This window comes from Streptomyces sp. JNUCC 64, from assembly GCF_054484115.1.
This window is the reverse complement of the sequence record NZ_CM137015.1, coordinates 855,955-876,762: the sequence shown is the minus strand read 5'-3', so window position 1 is coordinate 876,762 and position 20,808 is coordinate 855,955. Positions and strand designations below refer to the sequence as shown.

Here is a 20,808-nt window from a genome sequence, read left to right as displayed (position 1 = left end):
CCGCCGGTCAACCCGAGGCGACCCGCGCCGACGACGGAACCCAGGACATGTCCTCCGTCAACAGCCGCTTGGCGATGCTGTCCACCGCGGCCCGCAGCGCGGCGTCCGGCGGCCGGTCGCCGTCCCGCTCCAGCCGCTCGTCCAGCCACTCGGCCCACGCCCGGGTGATCGCCGCCGCCTCCCGCCGCCCCGCCGCCGTGTGCGAGAACAGCGAACCGTCCCGGGTGAGGTACCCCTCCTCCACCATCCGTTCGAACACCGGCACCAGCACCTCCGGCGGCATGTGCCGCCGGGCGGCGATCAGCCCCAGACCGGCGTGCCCGACCAGCCGGTGCAGCATCTCCACCTCCATCACGGCCCACGCGCCCGCCGGATCGAGCCGGGTGTCCGACCCGGCGACGATCCGCCGCGCGGTGTGGGGCCCCGCCGTCCGCAACACCTGGGCCACCGCCGTCTCCAGCAGCCGCTGCGAGTCCCCGGAGGAGGGCCGGGCGAAACCCTCGCCCATGTCCGTCGACCCCATCCGGGCGCTGTCCCGCAACGGCACCTCCCGCAGCAGCAGCGCCACCAGGAACCCCAGCAGCGCCACCGGGACCGTCCACAGGAACACCGTCTGCAACGCGTCCTGATACGCCTGGACGATCGGCGCCGCCGCCTCCGACGGCAGGTCGTGCAGCTCCCGGGGATTGGTCGCCGCCCCCTGGACCGCCGCCGGGTCCACGCTCCCCGTGGCGGCGGCCCGCGCCGTCCCGTCCGCCAGCTCCGGCCGCAGCGCGTTGACGTAGATCGTGCCGAACACCGCCGTGCCGAACGAACTGCCCAACGTCCGGAAGAACGTCACCCCGGACGTCGCCGTCCCGAGGTCGGCGTAGTCCACCGTGTTCTGCACCGCGATCGTCAACACCTGCATCGCCAGACCGATCCCGGTCCCCAGGACGAACATGTACACCGACGACAGCCAGGTACTGGTCCCGCTCCCCATCAGTGACAGCAGGAACAACCCCACCGCCATCACCAGCGTCCCCACGATCGGGAACACCCGGTAACGCCCCGTCCTGCTCACCACGGCACCGCTGAACACCGACGCGATCAGCAGCCCCACGACCATCGGCAGCGTCCGCACCCCCGACACCGTCGCCGAGTCCCCATCCACGTACTGGAGGAACGTCGGCAGGAACGTCATCGCCCCCAGCATCGCGAACCCGACGATGAAACTGAGCACCGAGCACACCGTGAACACCGGATCGCGGAACAGCCGCATCGGCAGCATCGGCTCGGCCGCCCGCGTCTCCACCCAGCAGAACAGCCCCAGCGCCACCACCCCGCCCGCGAACAGCCCGACGATCACCCCCGAGCCCCACGCGTACTCGTTGCCGCCCCAGCTCGTCGCCAGGATCAGCGCACTCGCCCCCACCGCCACCAGGGCGATCCCCAGGTAGTCGATGACCGGTTTCGCCGCCGACCGCACCACGGGGATGGTCCGGGCCGCCGCGATCACCACCACGATCGCGATGGGCACGTTCACGTAGAACGCCCACCGCCACGTCAGATGGTCGGTGAACAGCCCGCCCAGCAACGGCCCGATGACCGTCGCCACCCCGAACACGCCCCCGATCGCGCCCTGGTACTTCCCCCGCTCCCGCAACGGGATGACATCCGCGATCAGCGCCATCGACGTGACCATCAGCCCGCCCGCGCCGACCCCCTGCAACCCCCGCCACAGGATCAGCAGCGTCATGTTCGTCGCCAGCCCGCACAGGAACGAACCGGCGATGAAGACGACCGTCGACACCTGGAAGACGACCTTCCGGCCGAACAGGTCGCCGAACTTGCCCACCAGCACCGTGGCGACGGTCTCCGCCAGCAGGTACGCGGTCACCACCCACGACATGTGCTCGCCGCCGCCCAGCTCCGACACGATCGTCGGGAGCGCCGTCCCCACGATCGTCTGGTCCAGCGCGGCGAGCAGCATCCCCAGCGCGATCGTCCCGAAGACGACGTTCCGGCCGCGCCGGTCGAGGACCGGCGCGGCCGGGGCCGCGCCCTGCCCGGCCGTGGCGGGCCGGTCGTCGGTGGAGGTCACGCTCGCAGCGTCACACCCCCGACCCCCCACCGCACCCGGGGCCAGCCGTCCCGGTGACGCACCCCCACCTCCGCCCCGGCCACCCTGGCCGCCCCGACCCACCCGGACCCCCCACCCGGACCCCCCGCCCGGCCCGCCCGTCCCCCCGATCTACCCGCCCCACTCGTTCCGTGCCGCCCCGGACGGACGGCCCACCCCACCCACCCGGAGCCCCCGCCCGGGCCGGTGGACGTGGCCCGGCGCGCCTACCCTCCACCCCACCTACCCTCCACCCCACCTGGCCTGCCCGGCCTGCCCGGCCCACTCGTTCCGAGGCGCCCCGGTGGACGGCCCACCCGGACCGCCCCTTCGGCTGCCACCGTGAGCCGGGGCTCATGACCTGGACCGGAGAGCGTGAGATCAGTGGACCTTTGAGCCCGAGGCGGCACCGTCCCCGATCCGCCCGTCCCCAGTCATCCCCGCCCCGGTCATCCCGTCTCCGGTCGGTCCGTCCCGGTCAGCCGGGGAGCGTGCGCGGCGGCGTCCACCGGCGCCGGGTCGGCGTCCAGGGCGTCCGCGAGCAGCTCCGCCCAGCGGACCAGCCCGGCCAGATCCAGCCCGTACGGTTTTGGGGAACCCGCCGGGTCGGCGGCCCACCGGGCGATCCCGGCGGCCCCCCGCCGCAGCAGCCGGGCCCCGCCCCGCGCGTTCCCCCGGGCCCCGTGGGTGAGCCCCACGGCCAGTTGGGCGAGCCCGCGCCACAGCGCCCGCTCGGTCGCGGGTCCGCTCTTCCAGGCGTCCTCGAACACCTCGTGCGCGTGGAAGGGCATCCCCGCGTCGAGCAGCCGCCGCGCCTCGGCCACGGTCTCCCCGGGCGCCCGCACGACCCCTTCCGGCTGCCGCGCCACCCCGGCCGCCCCGTACGGCAGGGGCCGCCCCAGCCCGTCGCGGGGACGCCCGCTCCGGGCCCGCCCGCCCTCGTCCCGGTCCCGCCCCTCGCTCCGTCGCCGTCCCGCGTCCTCACTCATCCGCCGATTGTCCCCCGCGCGCCCCGCCTGCCCGCCGCACCGGACCCTCCCCGCCCTCCGCCCTGGCACCGGGCACCCGCTCACGTGGGGTAAAGTTCTTTCTGCGTGATCACGCGGGGCACCGCGGAGAACACCACGGGACGTGGCGCAGCTTGGTAGCGCACTTGACTGGGGGTCAAGGGGTCGCAGGTTCAAATCCTGTCGTCCCGACCAGCGTTTTCGCAGGTCGCAGGCGGTATCGGAGAAATCCGGTACCGCCTTTTCGGCATTCTTGGGGACCGGTGGGGGAGCGCGGGGTCCAGCGGCTCCGTCCGAGGGGCGGCGTGAACGGCGAGGCTGAGGGGACAGTGGCGGAGATCCGTCCGGCGCACGGGCCGGTGGAGGGCCCTGCGCCGGGATCAGGGCCGGGTGGCGGGCACGCGCTCGGCGACGAGGGGCGTCACGGCACGACGAGTCCGCCCCGGTACGCGGCGATCACCAGCTGGGCCCGGTCGCGTGCCCGCAGCTTGGCCAGCAGATTGCCGATGTGGGTCTTCACGGTCTTCACGGACAGCACGAGGTCCTGGGCGATCTCGTCGTTGGAGCGCCCCCGGGCGACGAGCAACAGGACGTCGGTCTCGCGCGGCGTCAGATGCCCGAGCCCGACGGTGCGCGCGGGTCCCGGCGTGGGCCGATCGAGATAGTGCTCGACCAAGCGGGTCAGGATGCTCGGCGCGAACAGCGAGTCGCCGGCGTGCGTGCGGCGCACCGCGTCCAGGAGTTCGGCGGGCCGCGCGTCCTTGAGGAGGAAGCCGCTGGCTCCCGCCCGCAGCGCCGAGTACACGTACTCGTCCAGCTCGAACATGGACAGGACGAGCACCCGCGTGCCCGCCAGCCCCGGCTCGGCGGAGATGCGCCGGGTCGCCTCGATGCCGTCGCCGCCGGGCATCCGGATGTCCATCAGGACCACATCGGGCCGGTGGGCCAACGCGCGCGCGAAGGCGTCCTCGCCGGTGGTCGCCTCGGCCACGACCGTCAGGTCCTCGCCGGAGTCGATCAGCAGCGCCAGGCTCTCCCGGAACAGGTTCTGGTCGTCGGCGACGAGTACGCGCACGGCACCGCTCATCGGGCCATCTCCCGCCGGAAGCGGGCCTCCACACAGAAACCGGTGCCGTGGGGCGCGGCGGTCAGGGCGCCGCCGACGGCCCGCACCCGCTCGCGCAACACGCTCAGTCCGTGCCCCGCGCCGGGGCCCGCCCGCCACCCCGGCACCGGCCCTTCGTCCTCGACCCTGACCAGGAGGTCGTCACCGTCGGCGCGGACCGTGAGCGTCGTGCTGGTGGGACCGGCGTGCCGCAGCGTGTTGTTCAGTGCCTCACGGGCCACCGAGCAGGTGACCAGTTGCACCCCGGTGGAGACGCGGGCGGGCTCGACGCGGTCGAGACGCACGGTCAGACCGGCGCGTTCGGCCGCCGCCACGATGCCGGGCAGATCGGCGAAACTCTCCACGGGCCGCAGCGGAGCGGCATCGCCGGTGGCGGCGGGTTCGCGGAGCACGGTGAGCATCCGGCGCAGCTCGGTGGTGGTCTGCCGGCTGACGTCCTCGATGTCGCTGAGCGCGGTGGCCAGTCCCTCCCGCCCCTGACCGGTCGCCTGGGCGGTGGCGGCCCGTACGGTGATCAGCCCGATTCCGTGCGAGACCAGATCGTGCAGGTCACGGGCGATGCGCAGACGTTCGGCCTGGGTGGCCCGCTCGGCCGCCCAGGTGGTCAGGCGCCGCTCGTACTCCGTGCGCTGGGTCCGGGTGCGGGCCATCGCCCAGACCGCGACGGCGACCGCGACGCCGGGCACCGCGACCAGCATGATCCGCTCCCCACGGGCCGACGAGCCGACGGCGACCAGGCTCAGTAGCAGGACGGCCACCACCGCCGTGGCGATGGCGCCCGTGCGGGACGTCCACCGCGGGCGCTCATGGGATGTCCCGGGTCGTTCACGAGTCATAGACGCTCGATCCTAAGCGGTCGCCTACGAACAGTCCTCGGACCCAGGTCCGAAAGACCTGGGTCGCGGTCGCGGCCACGGATCTCGGTTCCGGGCCCGATCCTCCGTGCCTCCACCGCGTGATGACGTACGACCGTGATTGTTTTCGACTCGGTGGTCAAACGTCGCGGGGAACGCCACGTCCTGACCGACATCAGCTGTGCGGCCCGCCCCGGCCGCGTCACCGGATTCCTCGGAGCGAACGGCGCCGGAAAGTCCTCCGCCCTGCGCGTCCTGCTCGGCCTGGACCGCGCCACCTCGGGCAGGGCCCTGATCGACGGCGCCCCCTACGCCCGGCTGCGCGACCCGATGCGCACGGTCGGCGCCGTCCTCGACGGGTCGGGCGCCCACCGCTCCCGCACCGGCCGCGCCCATCTGCGCTGGCTGGCGCACGCGGCGGGGGTTCCCGTCGCCCGCGTCGCGGAGGTGCTGGCGGACGTCGGACTCGCGGAAGCCGCCGGGCGGCGCGTCGGCTCGTACTCCCTGGGCATGGGCCGTCGGCTCGGCGTGGCCGCGGCGCTCCTCGGCGACCCGCCGGTCCTGGTCCTGGACGAACCGGTCAACGGCCTGGACCCGCAGGGCATCCGCTGGATGCGCGACCTGGTCCGGTCCCGGGCCGCCCGGGGCCACACGGTGCTCCTCTCCAGCCATCTCATGGCCGAACTGGAGGAGACCGCCGACGACATCGTCATCCTCGACCGCGGCCGCGTCGTCGCCCAGGGCACGCTCGCGGAGGTCACCGGCGCCCACCGCACCCTGGAGTCCGCCTTCTTCCACCTCACCCGGACGGAGAGCGGACGGTGACCATCATGCTCAGGGCCCTGCGCGCGGAGGGGCACAAGCTGCTCACGCTGCCGTCGGCGTGGCTCGCCGTCGCGCTCGGCGTCCTGCTTCCGGCCGGGATCGCCGCGCTCAACGCCCGCTCGTCCCACGGGCCGGGCGGGGTGGACGCCGGATTCACCGAGCTCGGCATGGGCGGCGCGATCGGCGCCATCGTGCTCGGCGTCGTCGCCGTCAGCAGCGAATACACCTCCGAAGACGAGGAATCCGCGGCGACACGGCAGATCGCCGCCACCCTGACCGCCGCCCCGGCACGGCTCGTGAACCTGGCCGCGAAGCTGACCGCCGTCGGTCTGCTCGTCCTCGCGGTCGCGACGGCGGCCGCCGTCGCGACCTTCACCGCCGTACGACTCGCACGGGGCGAGCCGGTCGCGGACATCACGGTGGGACGGGTTCTCGGGGCGCAGGTCTACCTGTTGTGCACGGCCTGGCTGGCCCTGGCCGTCACCGTCCTGACGCGCAACGGCGTCGTGCCCATGGCCGTGATGATCGCCAACGTGTCGGTGGTGTCGGTGACGTACGTACTGTCCAAGCTCACGGACGCCGCACACTACTTCCCCGATGTGGCAGGCCCCCACATGTTCCTGCGCGACACGGCCACGGAAGCGCACTTCGCGCCGGTCACGGCGGGACTCGTCACGGTGGCCTGGGTGACGGCGGTCCTTCTCCCGGCGGCCGTGGTGTTCTGCCGGAGGGACGCGTGAGGCCATACTCGGAGGGGCGCGTGAGGCTGTACCCGGCGTACCGCGCCGAATTGTCCAAGCTCCTGAGCCTGCCCGCCGTGCGGATCACCCTGGCAGCACTCCTCATCCTCTCGGCCGCACTCGGCGCGGTCACCGGACTGCGATCCGCCCCGTACACCGGCGTCGGCTTCCTGGTGCTCGGCGTCATCGCGGTGACCTCGGAACACGACGGAGGACAGGGCCGGACCACCGCGACGGCGATGCCCCGACGCCTGCCGCACCGCATCGCGTCAACGGCCGCCCTGCTCACCCTGGCGCTCCCGGCCGCGGCCGGTTGTGCCTCCGCCACACACCTGGCATCCGGACGCCCGACCGCCACGACCACGCTCCCCGCCCTGACCGGGGGACTCACCCTGGCCGCCCTCCTGGCCTCGGCCGTCGGCCTCCTGCTGCGCCACGCACACGGCACGGTCGCCCTGCTCGTCGGGTACTTCACACTCGTCGGGCCCGTGCTGGGCGCGCGGTTCCCCGGCGCGGCGGACGCGTTGCCCGAACTCGCCCCGGTGTCGGCACGGCCCTTGCCGGTCACACTGGCGTGGACGCTGGCCGCCTTGACCGCCGCGTTCGTGACGTACCGGCACCGGGACGTTTGACGGTTCCCCTGCTCGCGCGGGAAGCACCACGCCGTCCATGGTGTCGTTCAGCATGGACGCGGTCCACCCCCGCTCGCGCGGGAAGCACGGGGTCGGTGGCCGGGGTGTTCATGCTGGCTCGGGTCCACCCCCGCTCGCGCAGGAAGCACTGCCGGATCACGGCGGGAACGGCGGCCGACGCCGGTCCACCCCCGCTCGCGCGGGAAGCACCCACGCGCCACCACCGAGAGGATCACCATGAGCGGTCCACCCCCGCTCGCGCGGGAAGCACCCGCGCCGATACCGCCAGCGGTGCTCCAGGAACGGTCCACCCCCGCTCGCGCGGGAAGCACCCGGTGGTGGCGTTGCGGGCGCTGGCCGTGGACGGTCCACCCCCGCTCGCGCGGGAAGCACGCAGCCATCGGGGCAGGGCTCGGGGAGGCGGGCGGTCCACCCCCGCTCGCGCGGGAAGCACACCTCGATCACCTGGACCAGGTGGAACGACGGCGGTCCACCCCCGCTCGCGCGGGAAGCACCGGTCGGCCTCGGCCGCGATGTCCTTGTGGTGCGGTCCACCCCCGCTCGCGCGGGAAGCACGTCATGTAGCCGAGACGGCTCTCCGCGCCGGGCGGTCCACCCCCGCTCGCGCGGGAAGCACGAGGGGTGGGGCCGCCTCGCGGACGACGTCGACGGTCCACCCCCGCTCGCGCGGGAAGCACGCGGACGGCGTCAGCGATGGCGGCGGGCCGCGCGGTCCACCCCCGCTCGCGCGGGAAGCACGAGAACACCGTGATCGTCAGCCGCCCCTCGCGCGGGAAGCACGATGGTGGCGTTCATCGCGGAGGTGTTCGAGTCGGTCCACCCCCGCTCGCGCGGGAAGCACCCCTTCCCGGGCCCGGTCCGCGAGCCACTCTGCGGTCCACCCCCGCTCGCGCGGGAAGCACTACGGATCCCTGCGGACCTCGCCGACGAGATCCGGTCCACCCCCGCTCGCGCGGGAAGCACGTGCCCGTGCTCGGCGTGGTGGGCGCGGGCTGCGGTCCACCCCCGCTCGCGCGGGAAGCACGTCGTCGGCAACGTCAAGGATCGCGCGCAGAGCGGTCCACCCCCGCTCGCGCGGGAAGCACCCCACCCTGGACCCCGACACCGGCGAGTACGACGGTCCACCCCCGCTCGCGCGGGAAGCACAGAACCGCCGCAGGTTCCGCCGGCCGGGGAAATGGTCCACCCCCGCTCGCGCGGGAAGCACCCTTTCTGACCTGTGTGTTCAGAGGGGCTTTGCCGTTTCTTGAACCGTCGTCCGTGCCATCGTTCCCATCATGCCAGCCCCGCTCAGTGGCCGAACGCGTGGAGAGCCAGGTCCGGTCCGACTGCGATGTGGCACTGGCCTGGTGCGGATGCGGCTAGGCCGAGGTCCTGCGCGGGCTCCGTGGGAGTCGCCTGGGACCGGTCGGGGGCCATAGGACGGGATGTTGTCCTGGGGAAGGGTGGACGGATGGAGGGAGCGCAAGGAAGGGTGATGGGTCCGGAAGTGCGGGCGATGAGGACGGCTGTCTGCGCTGGGGACGGTGACGGGCACATCTGCGTCGCGGAACGTTCACGTTCGAACGGCCCGGTTGAGTGGATCTGTGAGGACCGGTTTTATGACATCCGACGCGGAGCGTGTACGAGACCTTCTCGTTCCCCATTTGATGGGGAGGCTCGACGATCCGTCGGTCACCCTTGAGGTGACGCGGCTGGAGATCGTGGAGCGGGGAAGGGCGTTCGACGTCGTGGTCGAGTTGCTGGCTGGCGGAGAACGATGGCGGGTCCGACTGCCGAGGGACAGCGCGGACCGGGCGCTCTTCAACGGAACCCCTCCCCACCATCTGGTGCGTGGCGTCGCTGGCATGATCCGTGTTCAGCTCTTCGAGTGGTGGTACACCAAAGGCCGTGAACGACGGTCCGCCAAGCTCGGAGAACGTCTCGGTTCGGCTGACTGATCGGTCGGCGCGAGGGCCGGGCAGTGCCGCGACAGTGGGCGCTCCGGGCGTTCGGTGTACTCCGTCAGCCTGGTACGGGCACGGCGGTGACCGGTCCCGAGAACCTCAGGGTGCGGCGACGACGCCGTGTGCTGGAGACTTCGTGTTGGGTCGCCCGGGCTGTGGGTCATCCGTGTCTTCAGGCGCCCGGCGGCGGTGGACGAAGGTGGGGCGTGCCCGGCGACCTGAGGTTCGGTCCGGCAGGTTGACGGCGGGGGAGGGGGCGCGGCTCGCGTTGCCTCCCCCGCCGTGCGGACCGGGCCGGGCCGGTGCGGCTCCGGGTGGGGTGGGCTAACGGAGGATGAGGTCTTCGGCGGTGTGCCGCCAGCCGTCGCGGCGGTACTCGCTCGGCGACATCCCGTGGGCGCGGGTGAAGACCCGGGTCAGGGCGGAGGCGTCCGCGTAGCCGAGCGTCCGTGCGGTCCGGCCGACCGTCATGCCCTCTTCGAGGTACTGGCGGGCCAGGGTCATCCGGAGCTGGGCCCGCCACTGGGCGTAGGTCTGGCCGGTCGCGTCGGTGAAGTCGCGGCCGAGGCTCCTGGCGTCCACCCCGAGTTCCGCGCCCCACTGGGCGAGCGTGCGTCGGCTCGCGGGTGACCGGCGGACCTCCTCGGCGATCTGGTGGACGGCGGAGGCGGCCGGTCCCCGCGCGGTCGCGGGCGGGCGCGGTGCCGAGAGGAGTTCGAGGAAGCGCCGGGTGATGCCCTGGGGGTCGTGTCCCTCGGGGCGGATGAAGCTGTAGTTGGCGATGACCGTGTGCAGGAGGAAGCCCTCCGCCTCCGGCGGGAAGCGCTGGACGAGGACGGCGTCCGGCGGGGTGGCCGAAGGGCCCGGACGGGAGCCGAGCGGGAGCAGGAGCGCGCCGCCCGGCAGCGTGACGTTGTTGCGCACCCCCGCCGGGAGCCAGGCGACGTCGCCCCGTCGCAACCGGTGCTCCCGGTCCCCGACGACGAGCCGCGCGGTCCCCCGGTAGACCCAGACGAGCACATGGAAGTCGTTGATCCGGTTCCAGGTCCGCGCCGCCGGGATCGGTGGCGGCTCCCCGAGCGCCTCTTTCCCTTCGGGCGTTCGTTCGCCTGTCGGGTCCTTTGCACGGTCGTCCGTCCGGTCGTGTGTCTGGGGGTGTGTCCGGCGGCCATGCGCGGGGGAGAGCGCGTGGACGTCGAGCCGGACGTTCGCAGGGCCCGGCGACGGTCGGGCTCCGGCCGTCGCCGGGCCCTGGCGGCGCTGTTCCCGGTACGCGCTGGGCGTGGTCCCGGTGTGCGCGCGGAACGCCTTCGTGAACCCCGCTGCGGTCGCGAACCCCACCCGTCCGCCGGTCCAGCCGATGTCGTGGCCGAGGTCGAGGTAGCTCGTCGCGGCGGCGATCCGCGCGGCGGTGCGCCACCGGGCGAAGGGCATCCCCGTCTCCTTGAGGAACCGTTGCTGGAGCGTGCGGACGCCGATGCCGACCGAGCGCGCCAGCTCGTCGATCCCCGCTCCGTGGCTCGGGTTCTGGAGCAGTGTCCGCCCGATGGTGAGGGCTTCGGGTGACATCGGCAGGGGCGGGGCGGGCCAGGGGCCCCGGTGGTCGTGGGCCGGGTCCGCCGGGCGCGCGTTGGCGACGAGGTCGAGCGGCCCGCCGTCGTCCGCGGCGCCACGGAGGTAGCCGAGGCCACGGGCGAACTGATAGGTGAGCCAGTCCGACCAGTCGTCCGGGAAGTCGACGCGGAGGGGGCGGTCGACCCCGTTCGGCTGGGAGCGCGCGGTGGGGAAGACCGGAATCGCGAGGGAACCCGCCTCGACGTCGACCTCGTAGGGGAGGCCGGCGGGCACCCAGAGGCCCTGGCCTTCGGTGAGACGGTGCCGTTCCGTCGCCGTCCGGACGCGGACGGTGCCCGTGTGCGTCCAGAGCAGGACCGATTCGCGCGCGTTCCCGGAGGAGACCGCCCGGGCGGCCGGGATCTCCGGGGGTGGTGCGACCGGGAGCCGTTGGTGCGTGGCCATCTCAGCCGCGTTCCGTCAGTCCATGAACCATGCGCTTCAGGATAACCGCTGGCTGAAAAGCAAGGTTAGCCTCACTTAAGTGGTCGGCCGGTCAGCCGGTCAGCCGGTCAGCCGGTCGGTCGGGTGCGTGGGTGGTGGTTCGACGCTCCGCTCCGCAGGTCCGTCCCCCTACCGTTCCCCGTCCTTCCGGGTGCCCCGTCCCCTTGTCCTTTCCGAGGAGTCCTTCCGTGTCCGTCCCCGCGCGTCCGTCGACCACGCTCCCCGTGACCCTGCGGGAACTGGTCGTGGTCAGGGTCGTCGACATCACGGCGGGAATGCGGCGGGTGACCCTGGGGGGTGACCAGCTGGCCGCGTTCACCTCCGTGGACGGGACGCGGTGGCCCGCGTTCAGCTCCCCGGGTTTCGACGACGACATCCGGTTGCTGTTCCCGTACCCGGGCGAGAGCGAGCCCGTCCTGCCCGTCATCGAGGACGGCCGGGTGACGTTCGCGGAAGGGCGCCGACCGATCGCCCGGGCTTACACGGTGCGCCGCCATGACCCGCGCGCTCGTGAACTGGACGTCGACGTCGTCCTGCACGGCGACGGGGTCGCGTCGGGCTGGGCCCGTGCGGTGGTGCCGGGAGACCGGACGCACATCGCCGGTCCCGGCCGGACGCGGGGGATCCCGCCGGGCGCCGACCGGCTGCTGATCGTGGGAGACGACACGGCGGTCCCCGCGATCGCGCGCCTCCTGGAGGAACTCCCCGGCCGCGCCCGTGGACGCGTGCTCATCGACGTGGCGCACGAAACGCACGTACAGGAACTGCGCGGCCCCGCAGGGGTCGACGTCACATGGCTCCCACGGGACCCGTCCGCTCCGCACGGTCCCGGTGCGCTGCCGACTGCCGTTCGCGAGACGGCCTGGGCGGACGGGGAGTGGTTCGTCTGGCTGGCCGGTGAGCAGTCGATGGTCCGGGAAATCCGTCGGGACCTCGTCCGCGAGCGCCGGGTGCCCCTGTCCGCGGTCGACTTCACGGGCTACTGGAAACGCGAGGACGTGAAGGGTCCTCGCCTTCAACGGTCCTGACGGTCGTTCGGGGCCGGGGAGCCTTTCCCCGGCCCGTCTCTCCTTCATCCCCGTCCCCCCTCGTCCTCATCGCCAGCGAGGGTCCGTCCCCGAGGCGCGAGCCCGCTCGAAGCCCACGAACACCCCGAAGCGCACATCACCCCGAAGCACGAGCCGAGCTCACCCGAAGCGCGAGCCGAGCCCATCCCGAGACACGCAAGAACGGCACTCATGAACATCACCCGACGCAATGGCGTCACCGGCCTCATCGGCGCGGTGCTGGCCGCCGCCCTCACCCTGACCGGATGCTCGTCCACGTCGTCCCCCCAGAAGACATCGACCGGCGACGGGTCCGGTCGGCTGCCCGCCGCCGAAGGGCGGACCTCCTACCCGCTGACCCTGGAATCGCCCTTCGGCGAGACCGTGTTGAAGAAGCGTCCCGAACGGATCGCGGCGGTCGTCCCGAACGCGATCGACACGGAACTGCTCCTCGCGCTCGGGGTGGAGCCCGTGCTCAGTTCCAGCCTCGTCGACGAGGGCGGATACCTCGACGAGCACGGCGCGGAGGGCCTCACCACCTACGAGTTCGTGATGGGGGAGAAGGTTCCGGTGGAGGCGGTCGCCGCCAGCGACCCGGACCTCATCGTCGCCGTCGGCTGGACGGACGGCCTCGGCGGGGTGAAGCTCGCCGACCACTACGACCGGCTGTTGACCATCGCCCCGGTCGTCACCAGCCCCGACACCGCGTCACAACTGCTCATCCCCTGGCAGGAATCGATCCGGGTGCTCGGCGAGGCGCTCGACCTCGCCGACGCCGCGAAGGGAGTCGTCGACGAGCACGGGAAGCGCTTCGCGAAGATCAGGGACGAACACCCGGAGTTCGACGGGCTCACGGCCACGTGGGCGATCAACTACGGCTCCGCCAACGGTCTCCAGTACCTGTCGACGCCCGGCTCCGCGCCGGAGGCGTTCCTGGGCGAACTCGGCTTCGCCGAGAACCCGAAGGCGCGGGAGTTCGCCCGTGAGGCCACGGTGAGCGGCGAGCTGCTGTCGAAGATCGACGCCGATGTGCTGGTGCTGGGCCAGAGCGAGGCCGCCCGCGACAAGGAGATGCGGGAGCTGACCGGTCGCGATCTGTTCCGGAACCTCGGTGCCGTGTCCTCCGGGAACTTCGTGCAACTCCCGCCGAAGACGAAGGACGGCGGGGACCTGCTGTGGGCGATCAGCAGCGGCGGGCCGATCGGGAACGCGTGGGCGGCCGGACACCTCGTCCCGCAGCTCGCCGACGTCCTCTGACCGACCGACGCCCGGTTCGCGGGCGGGGGCGTGCTCACCAGCTGTCCGCACTTTACGCACCACCTGTCCGGACCCTGCCCGGACCCTGTCCGGACCCCACGCGGACCTCACACGGACCCCGAACTGAGCGTGACCCGAGCCGGGTGACCGCGCCGGACGTCCCCCTGCCGGGCGTCCCCCCGTACCGGATGCCACCCGCCCCGGCCGCCCCCGTCCCGGACGGTCGTCCGCACCGGCCGTCCGCCCGACGCACCCCCCAGCGGGGGCGGGGTGCGGGGGGGCCACCGCGCCTCCGCACCCCGCCCTGACCGAGGAGAACCATGACCACGGACGCGACACGATCCGTCCCGCCGCCCGAGGAGAGACACGCGGAGCGGCTCCCGCCCGCCCGGCGGAAGCTGCTCGGGCTGGTGGCGCTGACGCTCGTCCTCGTCTGCGCGCTGGCGCTGAGCGTGAGCTTCGGGGCCAATCAGCTTCCGCTCCGGGACGTGTGGCGGAACGTGTTCCGTCCCGACGGGTCCGAGGCGGCGTCGATCGTCTGGACGCTCCGGGTGCCCCGCACCGTCCTCGGCGTGGTCTCGGGCGTCGCCTTCGGAGTCGCGGGGGCGCTGATCCAGGCGATCACCCGGAACCCGCTCGCCGACCCGGGCATCCTGGGCGTCAACGCGGGTGCGGGGTTCGCGATCACCGTCGGCGTGGGCCTGTTCGGGGTGTCGGGCGTCACCGGGTACGTGTGGTTCTCCTTCCTCGGCGCGCTCCTCGCGACGGCGGTCGTGTACACGATCGGTTCCTCGGGGCGCGGCTCCGCCTCGCCGGTCACGCTGGTGCTCGCCGGGGTGGCCCTGTCCGCGGTGCTGATCGCGTTCTCGGCGTTCCTCACCCTCATGGACGAGGAGACCTTCCGGGCCTTCAGGAACTGGGGCCTCGGATCGATCGCCCGTGCCTCGATCCCCGACACGCTCTCCGTACTGCCCTTCATCGGCGCCGGGTTGGCGATCGCCTTCTGTCTGGGCGGAGCGCTGAACGCCGTCGCCCTGGGCGACGACCAGGCCGCCTCGCTGGGCGCGAGCGTCACCCGCGTCCGGGTCGCCGGGATCGTCTCCGTCACCCTGCTCGCGGGCGGGGCCACCGCGCTCACCGGGGGCATCGCGTTCATCGGGCTGATGGTGCCGCACGTGGTGCGCTGGTTCACCGGTCCTGACCAGCGGTGGATCATCGCCTACACCGTCCTGGCCTCGCCGGTCCTGGTCCTCACCGCCGATGTGGCCGGACGTCTCGTCGCCCGCCCCGGGGAGATCGAGGCGGGCGTGCTGACCGCCCTGATCGGCGGACCCGTGCTCATCGCGCTGGTCCGCCGCGGGAAGGCGGCCGGACTGTGAACCACCGGACGGTGAACCATCCGAGGCGCGCCCCGAAGCACCACCCCGACTCCCCGCCGGACGCGGTCGACTTCGGCTACCGGCGGTGCCGCCTCCGCGTCGGCGGCCTCGTCGCCGTCCCCTTCGGCCTCCGGGCGCTCGTCGTCCACGCGGTCCTCACCGTGGTCGCCCTCGGCGTCGCGGTGCTCTCCCTGGGCTTCGGCGACTATCCGCTCACCCCCGGCCAGGTCGTACGGGTGCTCGCCGGAGGGGGCGAGGAACTCCACCGGATGATCGTCCTCGAATGGCGGCTGCCGACGGCGATCGGCGCCGTCCTGTTCGGCGCGCTGCTGGGCGTCGGCGGGGCGGTCTTCCAGTCCCTCACCCGCAACCCCCTCGGGTCACCGGACGTGATCGGCTTCGACGCCGGTTCCTACACGGGCGTCGTCGTCACCACCCTGCTCCTCGGGTCCCACGCCTACGGGGCGGTGGCCCCGGCGGCGCTCGTCGGAGGGCTCCTCACCGCCGCCGTGGTCTATCTGCTCGCCCACCGGCGAGGCGTCCGGGGGTTCCGGCTGATCATCGTCGGCATCGCCGTCTCGGCCATGCTCGGATCGGTCAACTCCTACCTCATCACCCGCGCCGACATCAGCGACGCCATGAGCGTCGGCTTCTGGGCGGCGGGTTCGCTGAACCGCGTGGGATGGTCCGCCCTGGTGCCCTCCCTGATCGGCGCGGTCCTCGTCCTCGGCTGCGCCGCCGCCCTCTCCCCGGCGCTGCGCCAACTGGAGCTGGGGGACGACGCCGCCCTCGCCCAGGGGGTCAGCGCCGCCCGCGTCCGCCCCGCGCTGCTGGCCGTGGGGGTCGCCGCCACCGCGCTGGTGACCGCGGCCGCCGGACCGATCGGGTTCGTCGCGCTCGCCGCGCCGCAGCTCGCCCGTCGGCTGACCCGCGCCCCGGGGGTGCCGGTCGCCTCCGCCGCGTTCATGGGCGCCGCCCTCGTCGCCCTCGCCCAAGCGGTGTCGCTGGCGATCGGGCAGGCGTACCGACCCGTCCCCGTCGGCCTGATCACCGTCTGCCTGGGCGGGCTCTATCTGATCTGGCTGCTGATCCGCGAAACGAGACGTCACACATGACCCCTTCCGACTCCGACTCCGGCACCGAGGCCGAGGCCGAGGCGAGCGGTACCGCGTCCGTGCCGCACCCGGGTGGCACCGCGTCGCACCCGGTCGGCCCGACCCCATCGGATCCGGCGGCCGGGACCGCGTCGGACCCGCCGGACGGGGCCGTGCCCCACCCGCTGGACGGGGCCGCGCACCCACCGGACGGGGTCGCGCCGCCCCCGGCGGGCGGAACCGCGTCGGACCCGGCGGCCGGTACCGGGCCGTACCGCTCCCGGCTCCGGGCCGAGGACGTGACGATCGGATACGACCGGCGCCCCGTCAACACCCGGCTCTCGGTGGCGATCCCGGACGGATCGTTCACCGTCGTCGTCGGCCCCAACGCCTGCGGAAAGTCCACCCTGCTGCGCGGACTCTCCAGGCTCCTGCGGCCCACCAGCGGGCGGATCGTCCTCGACGGCCGGGACATCCACGCCCACAAGGCCAAGGACGTCGCACGGCGGCTCGGGCTCCTCCCGCAGTCCTCGCTCGCCCCCGACGGCATCCGCGTCGCCGACCTCGTCGCCCGTGGCCGCTACCCGTACCAGAAGCTCATCCGCCAGTGGACCGAGGAGGACGAACGGACCGTCGCCGAAGCGATGGCCGCGACCGGTGTCGACGACCTGTCCGCCCGGCCGGTCGACGAGCTCTCGGGCGGACAACGCCAGCGCGTCTGGGTGGCGATGGCACTCGCCCAGCGGACGGACATCCTCCTCCTCGACGAGCCCACCACCTTCCTCGACCTCACCCACCAGATCGAACTCCTCGAACTCTTCACCGATCTGCACCTGGCGGGGCGGACCCTCGTCGCGGTGCTCCACGACCTCAACCAGGCGGCGCGGTACGCCACGCACCTGATCGCGATGAAGGACGGCGCCGTCGTCGCGGAGGGCCCGCCGTCCCGCGTCGTCACCGCCGAACTGGTCGAGGACGTCTTCGGACTGCGCTGCCTCGTCGTCGCCGACCCCGTCGCGGGAACCCCCCAGGTCGTTCCGATCGGACGCGACCGCGCACCCCGGACCGGAGGAAGCCGATGACGACCAGCCCCCCGCACCGACCCCGCCCGCGACCCCCGGGGCGTTCACCGCTCGCGCCCGCGCTGCGGCCCAGCCTCCCCGCGCTCGGCCTCGCCTCGCTCGCCGCCGCCCTGTCCGGACTCTGCGGCCTCGGCGCGCTCTGGTCCACGGCACGGCTCCTCACCGACCCGGCGCCCGGACACGCGGTGGGGGCCTGCGCCGCGTGGACCACCGGCGCCCTGCTGGCCGCCTTCTCCTCCTGGACGGCCCACCGGGGCGAGGCGCGCTTCGCGCACCGGCTGCGCCGCCAGGTGGCCGGACACCTGGCCCGGATGCCGATGAGCGCCCTCGCCGGGCGCGGCGGCGACGCGCTGCGCCGCCTGGTCTCCGACGACATCGCGGCGCTGCACCACACCGTCGCCCATCTGCCGGCCGAGATCGCGACGCTCGCGGTCGTCCCGCTGGCCAGCGTGGCCGTCCTCCTCGCCGTCGCGGGACCGGCCGCGCTGCTCGCCCTGCTCCCGGGACTGCTCGCCGCCTGCTACTACCTGCTGGTCGTCCCCCGGACCTCCGCGCGCCACGGGGCCGAGAGCGCCCGGGTGATGGGCGACATCGTCTCCGCCGTCGACGACCACGCGCGCGGCGTCCGGATCTGCCGCGTCTACGGGGCCCAGGGCGGCGCGGCGGCCCGCTACACCGAGGCGACCCACCGCTTCACCACGGGAACGGTCCGCTGGGTGGGGCGGGTCGCGACGCTCGCCGCCGTCGCGGGAGCGCTGCTCCAGGCCGCCGCGACCTATGCCGTCGCCTACGCCGTCGGCCACGGACGGGACACCACGACCCTCGCCGTGCTGCTGCTGTTCGGCCTGGCCACCGTCACCCCGGCGCTGCGCCTCGGCCACGGGCTCGACTACGTCCGCGCGGGCCGCGCCGCGGCGGACCGGGTCGCCGAAGTCCTCCGGGAACCCGTCGTCACCCCCGTGGCGGGGGTGGCCACGGCGGGAACGGCCCTGGTCCGCCTCGGGGTCGGGACCCCGGAACGCGTCCTGCTCCACGAAGTGACGCACACCTTCGCCCCGTCGACGGTCACCGCCGTCACCGGCCCCAGCGGAAGCGGCAAGACGACGCTCCTGCGGGTCATCGCCGGACTCGAACCGGCCACCACGGGGACCGTCGTCCTTCCGGCAACGGCAACGGCAACGGCAACGGCAACGGCAACGGCAACGGCACCGGGTTCGGTACCGGCACCGGGTTCGGTACCGGTGTCGCCCGTCCCCCCGGCGTCGGGGCCGGTGCTCCTCGTTCCGCAGGGCGGCGACGTCCTGCCCGGAACGGTCCGCGACACCCTCCGCCTCACCGCCCCCGACGCGGACGACCGGGACCTCGCCGAGGCGCTCCGGCGGGCGCGGCTCGACCTCCCGCCCGGGACGGCGACCACGGACCTCTCCGGCGGCGAGCGGCAACGCGTCGCACTGGCACGGGCCTTCCTCACCGACGCGCCCGTGATCCTCCTCGACGAGCCCACCAGCGCGCTCGACGAGCGGACGGCGGCCCGGGTGATGACGGAACTGCGCCTCCTCGCCGACGAGGGCAGAACACTGATCGTCGTCACCCATGACCTCCGCCTCGCCGCCACGGCGGACGAACGGCTCACCCTCGCCGGGGGATACCTCACGCCCACCGGGGAAGCCGATGGCCACGAAGGGGGAACCGGTGACCACGACAGGGGAAGCGGATGACCACGACCGGAGGAAGCCGATGACCACCTCCCGGCCCTGGGCGTCCCGGGTGTCCCAAGTGTCGAGTGCGGTAAGGGAGTTGCCCGACGCGGCGAAGCGGCGGCTGATCCGGATCTCCCTCGGCTGGGCGCTCGTCGCCGTCGCGGAAGCCACCGCGTACACGGCGCTCGCCTGGGCCCTGGCGAACGGGCGGCCGCCCGGAGCGGTGCTCGGCGCGGCGGCGGTGGCCGTCGCGATCACCGTGCTGGTCTCCCGGAGCGGTTACCTCACCGGCGCCCGGCTCGCGGGCGACCTCTACGAGGGGCTCGGCGCCGCGTTCGCGCGCGCCCGGCTCTCCTGGTTCACGGAGCCCCACCGGGCGCTGATCGGGACCGTCGCCGGGCGCGCCATCCCGACGCTGATGAGCGTGCCCGCCCACCAGTTGCAGACGTTCGTCCTGTCGCCGCTGGTCCCCGTGCTGCTGCTCATCGGGATCGGGATCGTCGATGGGCCGTCCGCGGCGCTGTTCGTGGGCGTGCTCCTGGCGGTCGCCTTCGTCGCGCAGAGCCTCGCCCAGCGCGCCCTGGCCCGCGCGGACGCCGACCGGGGCGACGCGGGGCAGGCCGCCGCCACGGCGTCGCTGGAGTTCGTCGACCACCTCGAACTGCTGCGGACGGCCGCGGGCCCCGACCGGGCCGTCGCCCGCCTCACGGCCGCCTGGCGGACGGAGGAGGCCGCGCTCGCGCGGACCAACGACGCCTCCGCGCCCGCCGCGCTGGTCTCCGGCCTCGCCGGCGTCCTTCCGCTGGCCGGAGTCGTGACGCTCCTCGCGGTCACGGGCACCGGCGATCCCGCGTCGGCGCTCGCCCTGGTGATCCTCACCGCACGGGCCGCCGCACCGCTGGACGCGCTCGCCCTCGCGGGCCTGACGGTGAACGACCTGCGCACCACCCTCCAGCGGTACCGCGCCGTGGCCACCGCGCCCGCCCTGCCGGAACCCGCGCGGAGCGCCCCGCGCGACGGCCACCGGCTGGAACTCGTGGGCGTCTCGCACCGGCCCGTGCTCCACGGCCTCTCCGTCGTGATCCCCGAGGGGGCGCGGGTGCTCGTCACCGGCCCCACGGGAAGCGGCAAGAGCACCCTGCTCAACCTGCTGATGCGTTTCGACGACCCCGAGGAGGGGCGGGTGACGCTGGGCGGAGCCGACCTCAGGGACGTGCGCGGCGACGACCTCGCCACGCACTTCGCCTACGTTCCCCAGGACCCGGTCGTGTTCGACGGCACCCTCGCCGGGAACATCCGGCTCGGCCGCCCCGGGGCCACCGACGACGAGGTCCTGGCGGCCGCCCGGACGGCGCGGCTGGAGGAGGTCGTCAACCGGTCCCCGCTCGGTGTCGACCAGCCCGTCGGACACCACGGGAGCGCGCTCTCCGGCGGGGAGCGCCAACGGGTCGCCCTCGCGCGCGCGTTGCTGAAGAACGCGCCGGTCCTCGTCCTCGACGAAGCGACGGCGGCGCTCGACGTCACGACGGAGCGGCACGTGGTGGAGGCGCTGCGACGACTGCCCGGGACGGTCATCGCGGTCACCCATCGCGACACCGGCCTCTGGGACGCCACGGACGTCATCGCCCTCCCCGCCCCGAGAGGAGAGGCGACGGGAACCGGCGCCGACGACCGGGAACGGGTCCGGTAGGGGCGTCGACTCCGTGGGCCGGACGGGTGCGGGGCGCGGTACCCGCCGGCTCATGGACGCCCGTCGCCGTCGACCGGCCCCCTCCGCGCGGGGTCCGGGGCGACGGCTGCTCATATGCCATCGTCCGGGTCGGTCGTGATGAGCCGGGGGATCCCGTGATCCGAACGGCGACGTCCTGGCCCGGGGAACGGCCGAACGGCGACGGTCCGACGCGACGGCGGCCCGGCCGACGCGACCCCGCGATGAACCC

General features: G+C 73.7%; 16 protein-coding genes, 1 tRNA gene and 2 CRISPR repeat arrays. Of the genes, 12 read left to right on the top strand and 5 right to left on the bottom strand.

Annotated features, from left to right (window positions below; translation table 11 throughout):
* Window positions 1-7 precede the first annotated feature (7 nt).
* Both ACVWNX_RS03330 and ACVWNX_RS03325 read right to left on the bottom strand, forming a co-directional pair.
* Window positions 8-2,083 (bottom strand): MDR family MFS transporter, encoded by a 2,076-nt coding sequence (locus ACVWNX_RS03330; protein ID WP_454412344.1) that lies wholly within the window; start codon window positions 2,081-2,083, stop codon window positions 8-10.
* 467 nt (window positions 2,084-2,550) lie between these two features.
* Complete coding sequence (locus ACVWNX_RS03325; protein ID WP_454412343.1) at window positions 2,551-3,090, bottom strand: DUF309 domain-containing protein; 540 nt, start codon at window positions 3,088-3,090, stop codon at window positions 2,551-2,553.
* Between the two features lie 136 nt (window positions 3,091-3,226).
* On the opposite strand from ACVWNX_RS03325, the gene ACVWNX_RS03320 reads away from it, so the two are divergent.
* Window positions 3,227-3,303: transfer RNA gene (locus ACVWNX_RS03320), tRNA-Pro, on the top strand.
* 226 nt (window positions 3,304-3,529) lie between these two features.
* On the opposite strand, the gene ACVWNX_RS03315 is transcribed toward ACVWNX_RS03320, so the two are convergent.
* Together ACVWNX_RS03315 and ACVWNX_RS03310 are read right to left on the bottom strand one after the other, a co-directional pair.
* Window positions 3,530-4,195 carry a response regulator transcription factor gene (locus ACVWNX_RS03315; RefSeq protein WP_454412342.1) on the bottom strand — a complete coding sequence of 222 codons (666 nt, stop codon included), beginning with the start codon at window positions 4,193-4,195 and terminating at the stop codon, window positions 3,530-3,532.
* A complete protein-coding gene (locus ACVWNX_RS03310; RefSeq protein WP_454412341.1) occupies window positions 4,192-5,070 on the bottom strand; it encodes a sensor histidine kinase in 879 nt (292 codons plus the stop codon). Before ACVWNX_RS03310 ends, ACVWNX_RS03315 begins: the two co-directional genes overlap by 4 nt.
* Before the next feature lie 135 nt (window positions 5,071-5,205).
* Here ACVWNX_RS03310 and ACVWNX_RS03305 point away from each other — a divergent pair, with 135 nt between their 5' ends.
* The 4 genes from ACVWNX_RS03305 to ACVWNX_RS03290 all read left to right on the top strand — a co-directional run bounded on the left by ACVWNX_RS03305 (window position 5,206) and on the right by ACVWNX_RS03290 (window position 9,246).
* On the top strand, window positions 5,206-5,913 hold the full coding sequence (locus ACVWNX_RS03305) for an ABC transporter ATP-binding protein (protein ID WP_454412340.1): 708 nt from the start codon (window positions 5,206-5,208) through the stop codon (window positions 5,911-5,913).
* Window positions 5,910-6,653, top strand: coding sequence for a hypothetical protein (locus ACVWNX_RS03300; protein ID WP_454412339.1), 744 nt, complete (start codon window positions 5,910-5,912; stop codon window positions 6,651-6,653). Before ACVWNX_RS03305 ends, ACVWNX_RS03300 begins: the two co-directional genes overlap by 4 nt.
* A 20-nt stretch (window positions 6,654-6,673) precedes the next feature.
* On the top strand, window positions 6,674-7,285 hold the full coding sequence (locus ACVWNX_RS03295; protein WP_454412338.1) for a hypothetical protein: 612 nt from the start codon (window positions 6,674-6,676) through the stop codon (window positions 7,283-7,285).
* Between the two features lie 59 nt (window positions 7,286-7,344).
* Window positions 7,345-8,044: a CRISPR direct-repeat array (repeat unit 29 nt; unit sequence CGGTCCACCCCCGCTCGCGCGGGAAGCAC).
* A gap of 73 nt (window positions 8,045-8,117) precedes the next feature.
* Window positions 8,118-8,513: direct repeats of the CRISPR family, unit length 29 nt; unit sequence CGGTCCACCCCCGCTCGCGCGGGAAGCAC.
* 394 nt (window positions 8,514-8,907) lie between these two features.
* Window positions 8,908-9,246 (top strand): hypothetical protein, encoded by a 339-nt coding sequence (locus tag ACVWNX_RS03290; protein WP_454412337.1) that lies wholly within the window; start codon window positions 8,908-8,910, stop codon window positions 9,244-9,246.
* Window positions 9,247-9,576: 330 nt separating this feature from the next.
* Here ACVWNX_RS03290 and ACVWNX_RS03285 read toward each other — a convergent pair whose 3' ends face one another.
* Complete coding sequence (locus ACVWNX_RS03285; protein WP_454412336.1) at window positions 9,577-11,271, bottom strand: helix-turn-helix domain-containing protein; 1,695 nt, start codon at window positions 11,269-11,271, stop codon at window positions 9,577-9,579.
* Between the two features lie 227 nt (window positions 11,272-11,498).
* On the opposite strand from ACVWNX_RS03285, the gene ACVWNX_RS03280 reads away from it, so the two are divergent.
* The 7 genes from ACVWNX_RS03280 (at window position 11,499) to ACVWNX_RS03250 (ending at window position 20,558) form a co-directional block, all read left to right on the top strand.
* Window positions 11,499-12,338, top strand: a complete 840-nt coding sequence (locus tag ACVWNX_RS03280; protein WP_454412335.1) for a siderophore-interacting protein — start codon at window positions 11,499-11,501, stop codon at window positions 12,336-12,338.
* Between the two features lie 210 nt (window positions 12,339-12,548).
* Entirely contained in the window at window positions 12,549-13,613 is a 1,065-nt protein-coding gene (locus ACVWNX_RS03275) for an ABC transporter substrate-binding protein (RefSeq protein WP_454412334.1), read from the top strand.
* Window positions 13,614-13,933: 320 nt separating this feature from the next.
* The gene (locus ACVWNX_RS03270) at window positions 13,934-14,992 is read left to right on the top strand and encodes a FecCD family ABC transporter permease (protein ID WP_454412333.1); all 1,059 of its coding nucleotides are present in this window, start codon (window positions 13,934-13,936) and stop codon (window positions 14,990-14,992) included.
* An 11-nt stretch (window positions 14,993-15,003) separates the two neighbouring features.
* Window positions 15,004-16,107 carry a FecCD family ABC transporter permease gene (locus ACVWNX_RS03265; protein ID WP_454412332.1) on the top strand — a complete coding sequence of 368 codons (1,104 nt, stop codon included), beginning with the start codon at window positions 15,004-15,006 and terminating at the stop codon, window positions 16,105-16,107.
* A 164-nt stretch (window positions 16,108-16,271) separates the two neighbouring features.
* On the top strand, window positions 16,272-17,168 hold the full coding sequence (locus ACVWNX_RS03260) for an ABC transporter ATP-binding protein (protein WP_454414613.1): 897 nt from the start codon (window positions 16,272-16,274) through the stop codon (window positions 17,166-17,168).
* On the top strand, window positions 17,165-18,886 hold the full coding sequence (locus ACVWNX_RS03255) for an ATP-binding cassette domain-containing protein (RefSeq protein ID WP_454412331.1): 1,722 nt from the start codon (window positions 17,165-17,167) through the stop codon (window positions 18,884-18,886). The genes ACVWNX_RS03260 and ACVWNX_RS03255 overlap by 4 nt, the downstream gene beginning before the upstream one ends.
* Before the next feature lie 19 nt (window positions 18,887-18,905).
* Complete coding sequence (locus ACVWNX_RS03250; protein WP_454412330.1) at window positions 18,906-20,558, top strand: ATP-binding cassette domain-containing protein; 1,653 nt, start codon at window positions 18,906-18,908, stop codon at window positions 20,556-20,558.
* Window positions 20,559-20,808 lie beyond the last annotated feature (250 nt).

Coding starts and splice junctions, on each gene's coding strand:
- ACVWNX_RS03290 (WP_454412337.1), top strand. CDS start 8,908: ATGACATCCGACGCGGAGCGTGTACGAGACCTTCTCGTTCCCCATTTG.
- ACVWNX_RS03315 (WP_454412342.1), bottom strand. CDS start 4,195: ATGAGCGGTGCCGTGCGCGTACTCGTCGCCGACGACCAGAACCTGTTC.
- ACVWNX_RS03255 (WP_454412331.1), top strand. CDS start 17,165: ATGACGACCAGCCCCCCGCACCGACCCCGCCCGCGACCCCCGGGGCGT.
- ACVWNX_RS03310 (WP_454412341.1), bottom strand. CDS start 5,070: ATGACTCGTGAACGACCCGGGACATCCCATGAGCGCCCGCGGTGGACG.
- ACVWNX_RS03285 (WP_454412336.1), bottom strand. CDS start 11,271: ATGGCCACGCACCAACGGCTCCCGGTCGCACCACCCCCGGAGATCCCG.
- ACVWNX_RS03270 (WP_454412333.1), top strand. CDS start 13,934: ATGACCACGGACGCGACACGATCCGTCCCGCCGCCCGAGGAGAGACAC.
- ACVWNX_RS03250 (WP_454412330.1), top strand. CDS start 18,906: ATGACCACCTCCCGGCCCTGGGCGTCCCGGGTGTCCCAAGTGTCGAGT.
- ACVWNX_RS03325 (WP_454412343.1), bottom strand. CDS start 3,090: ATGAGTGAGGACGCGGGACGGCGACGGAGCGAGGGGCGGGACCGGGAC.
- ACVWNX_RS03275 (WP_454412334.1), top strand. CDS start 12,549: ATGAACATCACCCGACGCAATGGCGTCACCGGCCTCATCGGCGCGGTG.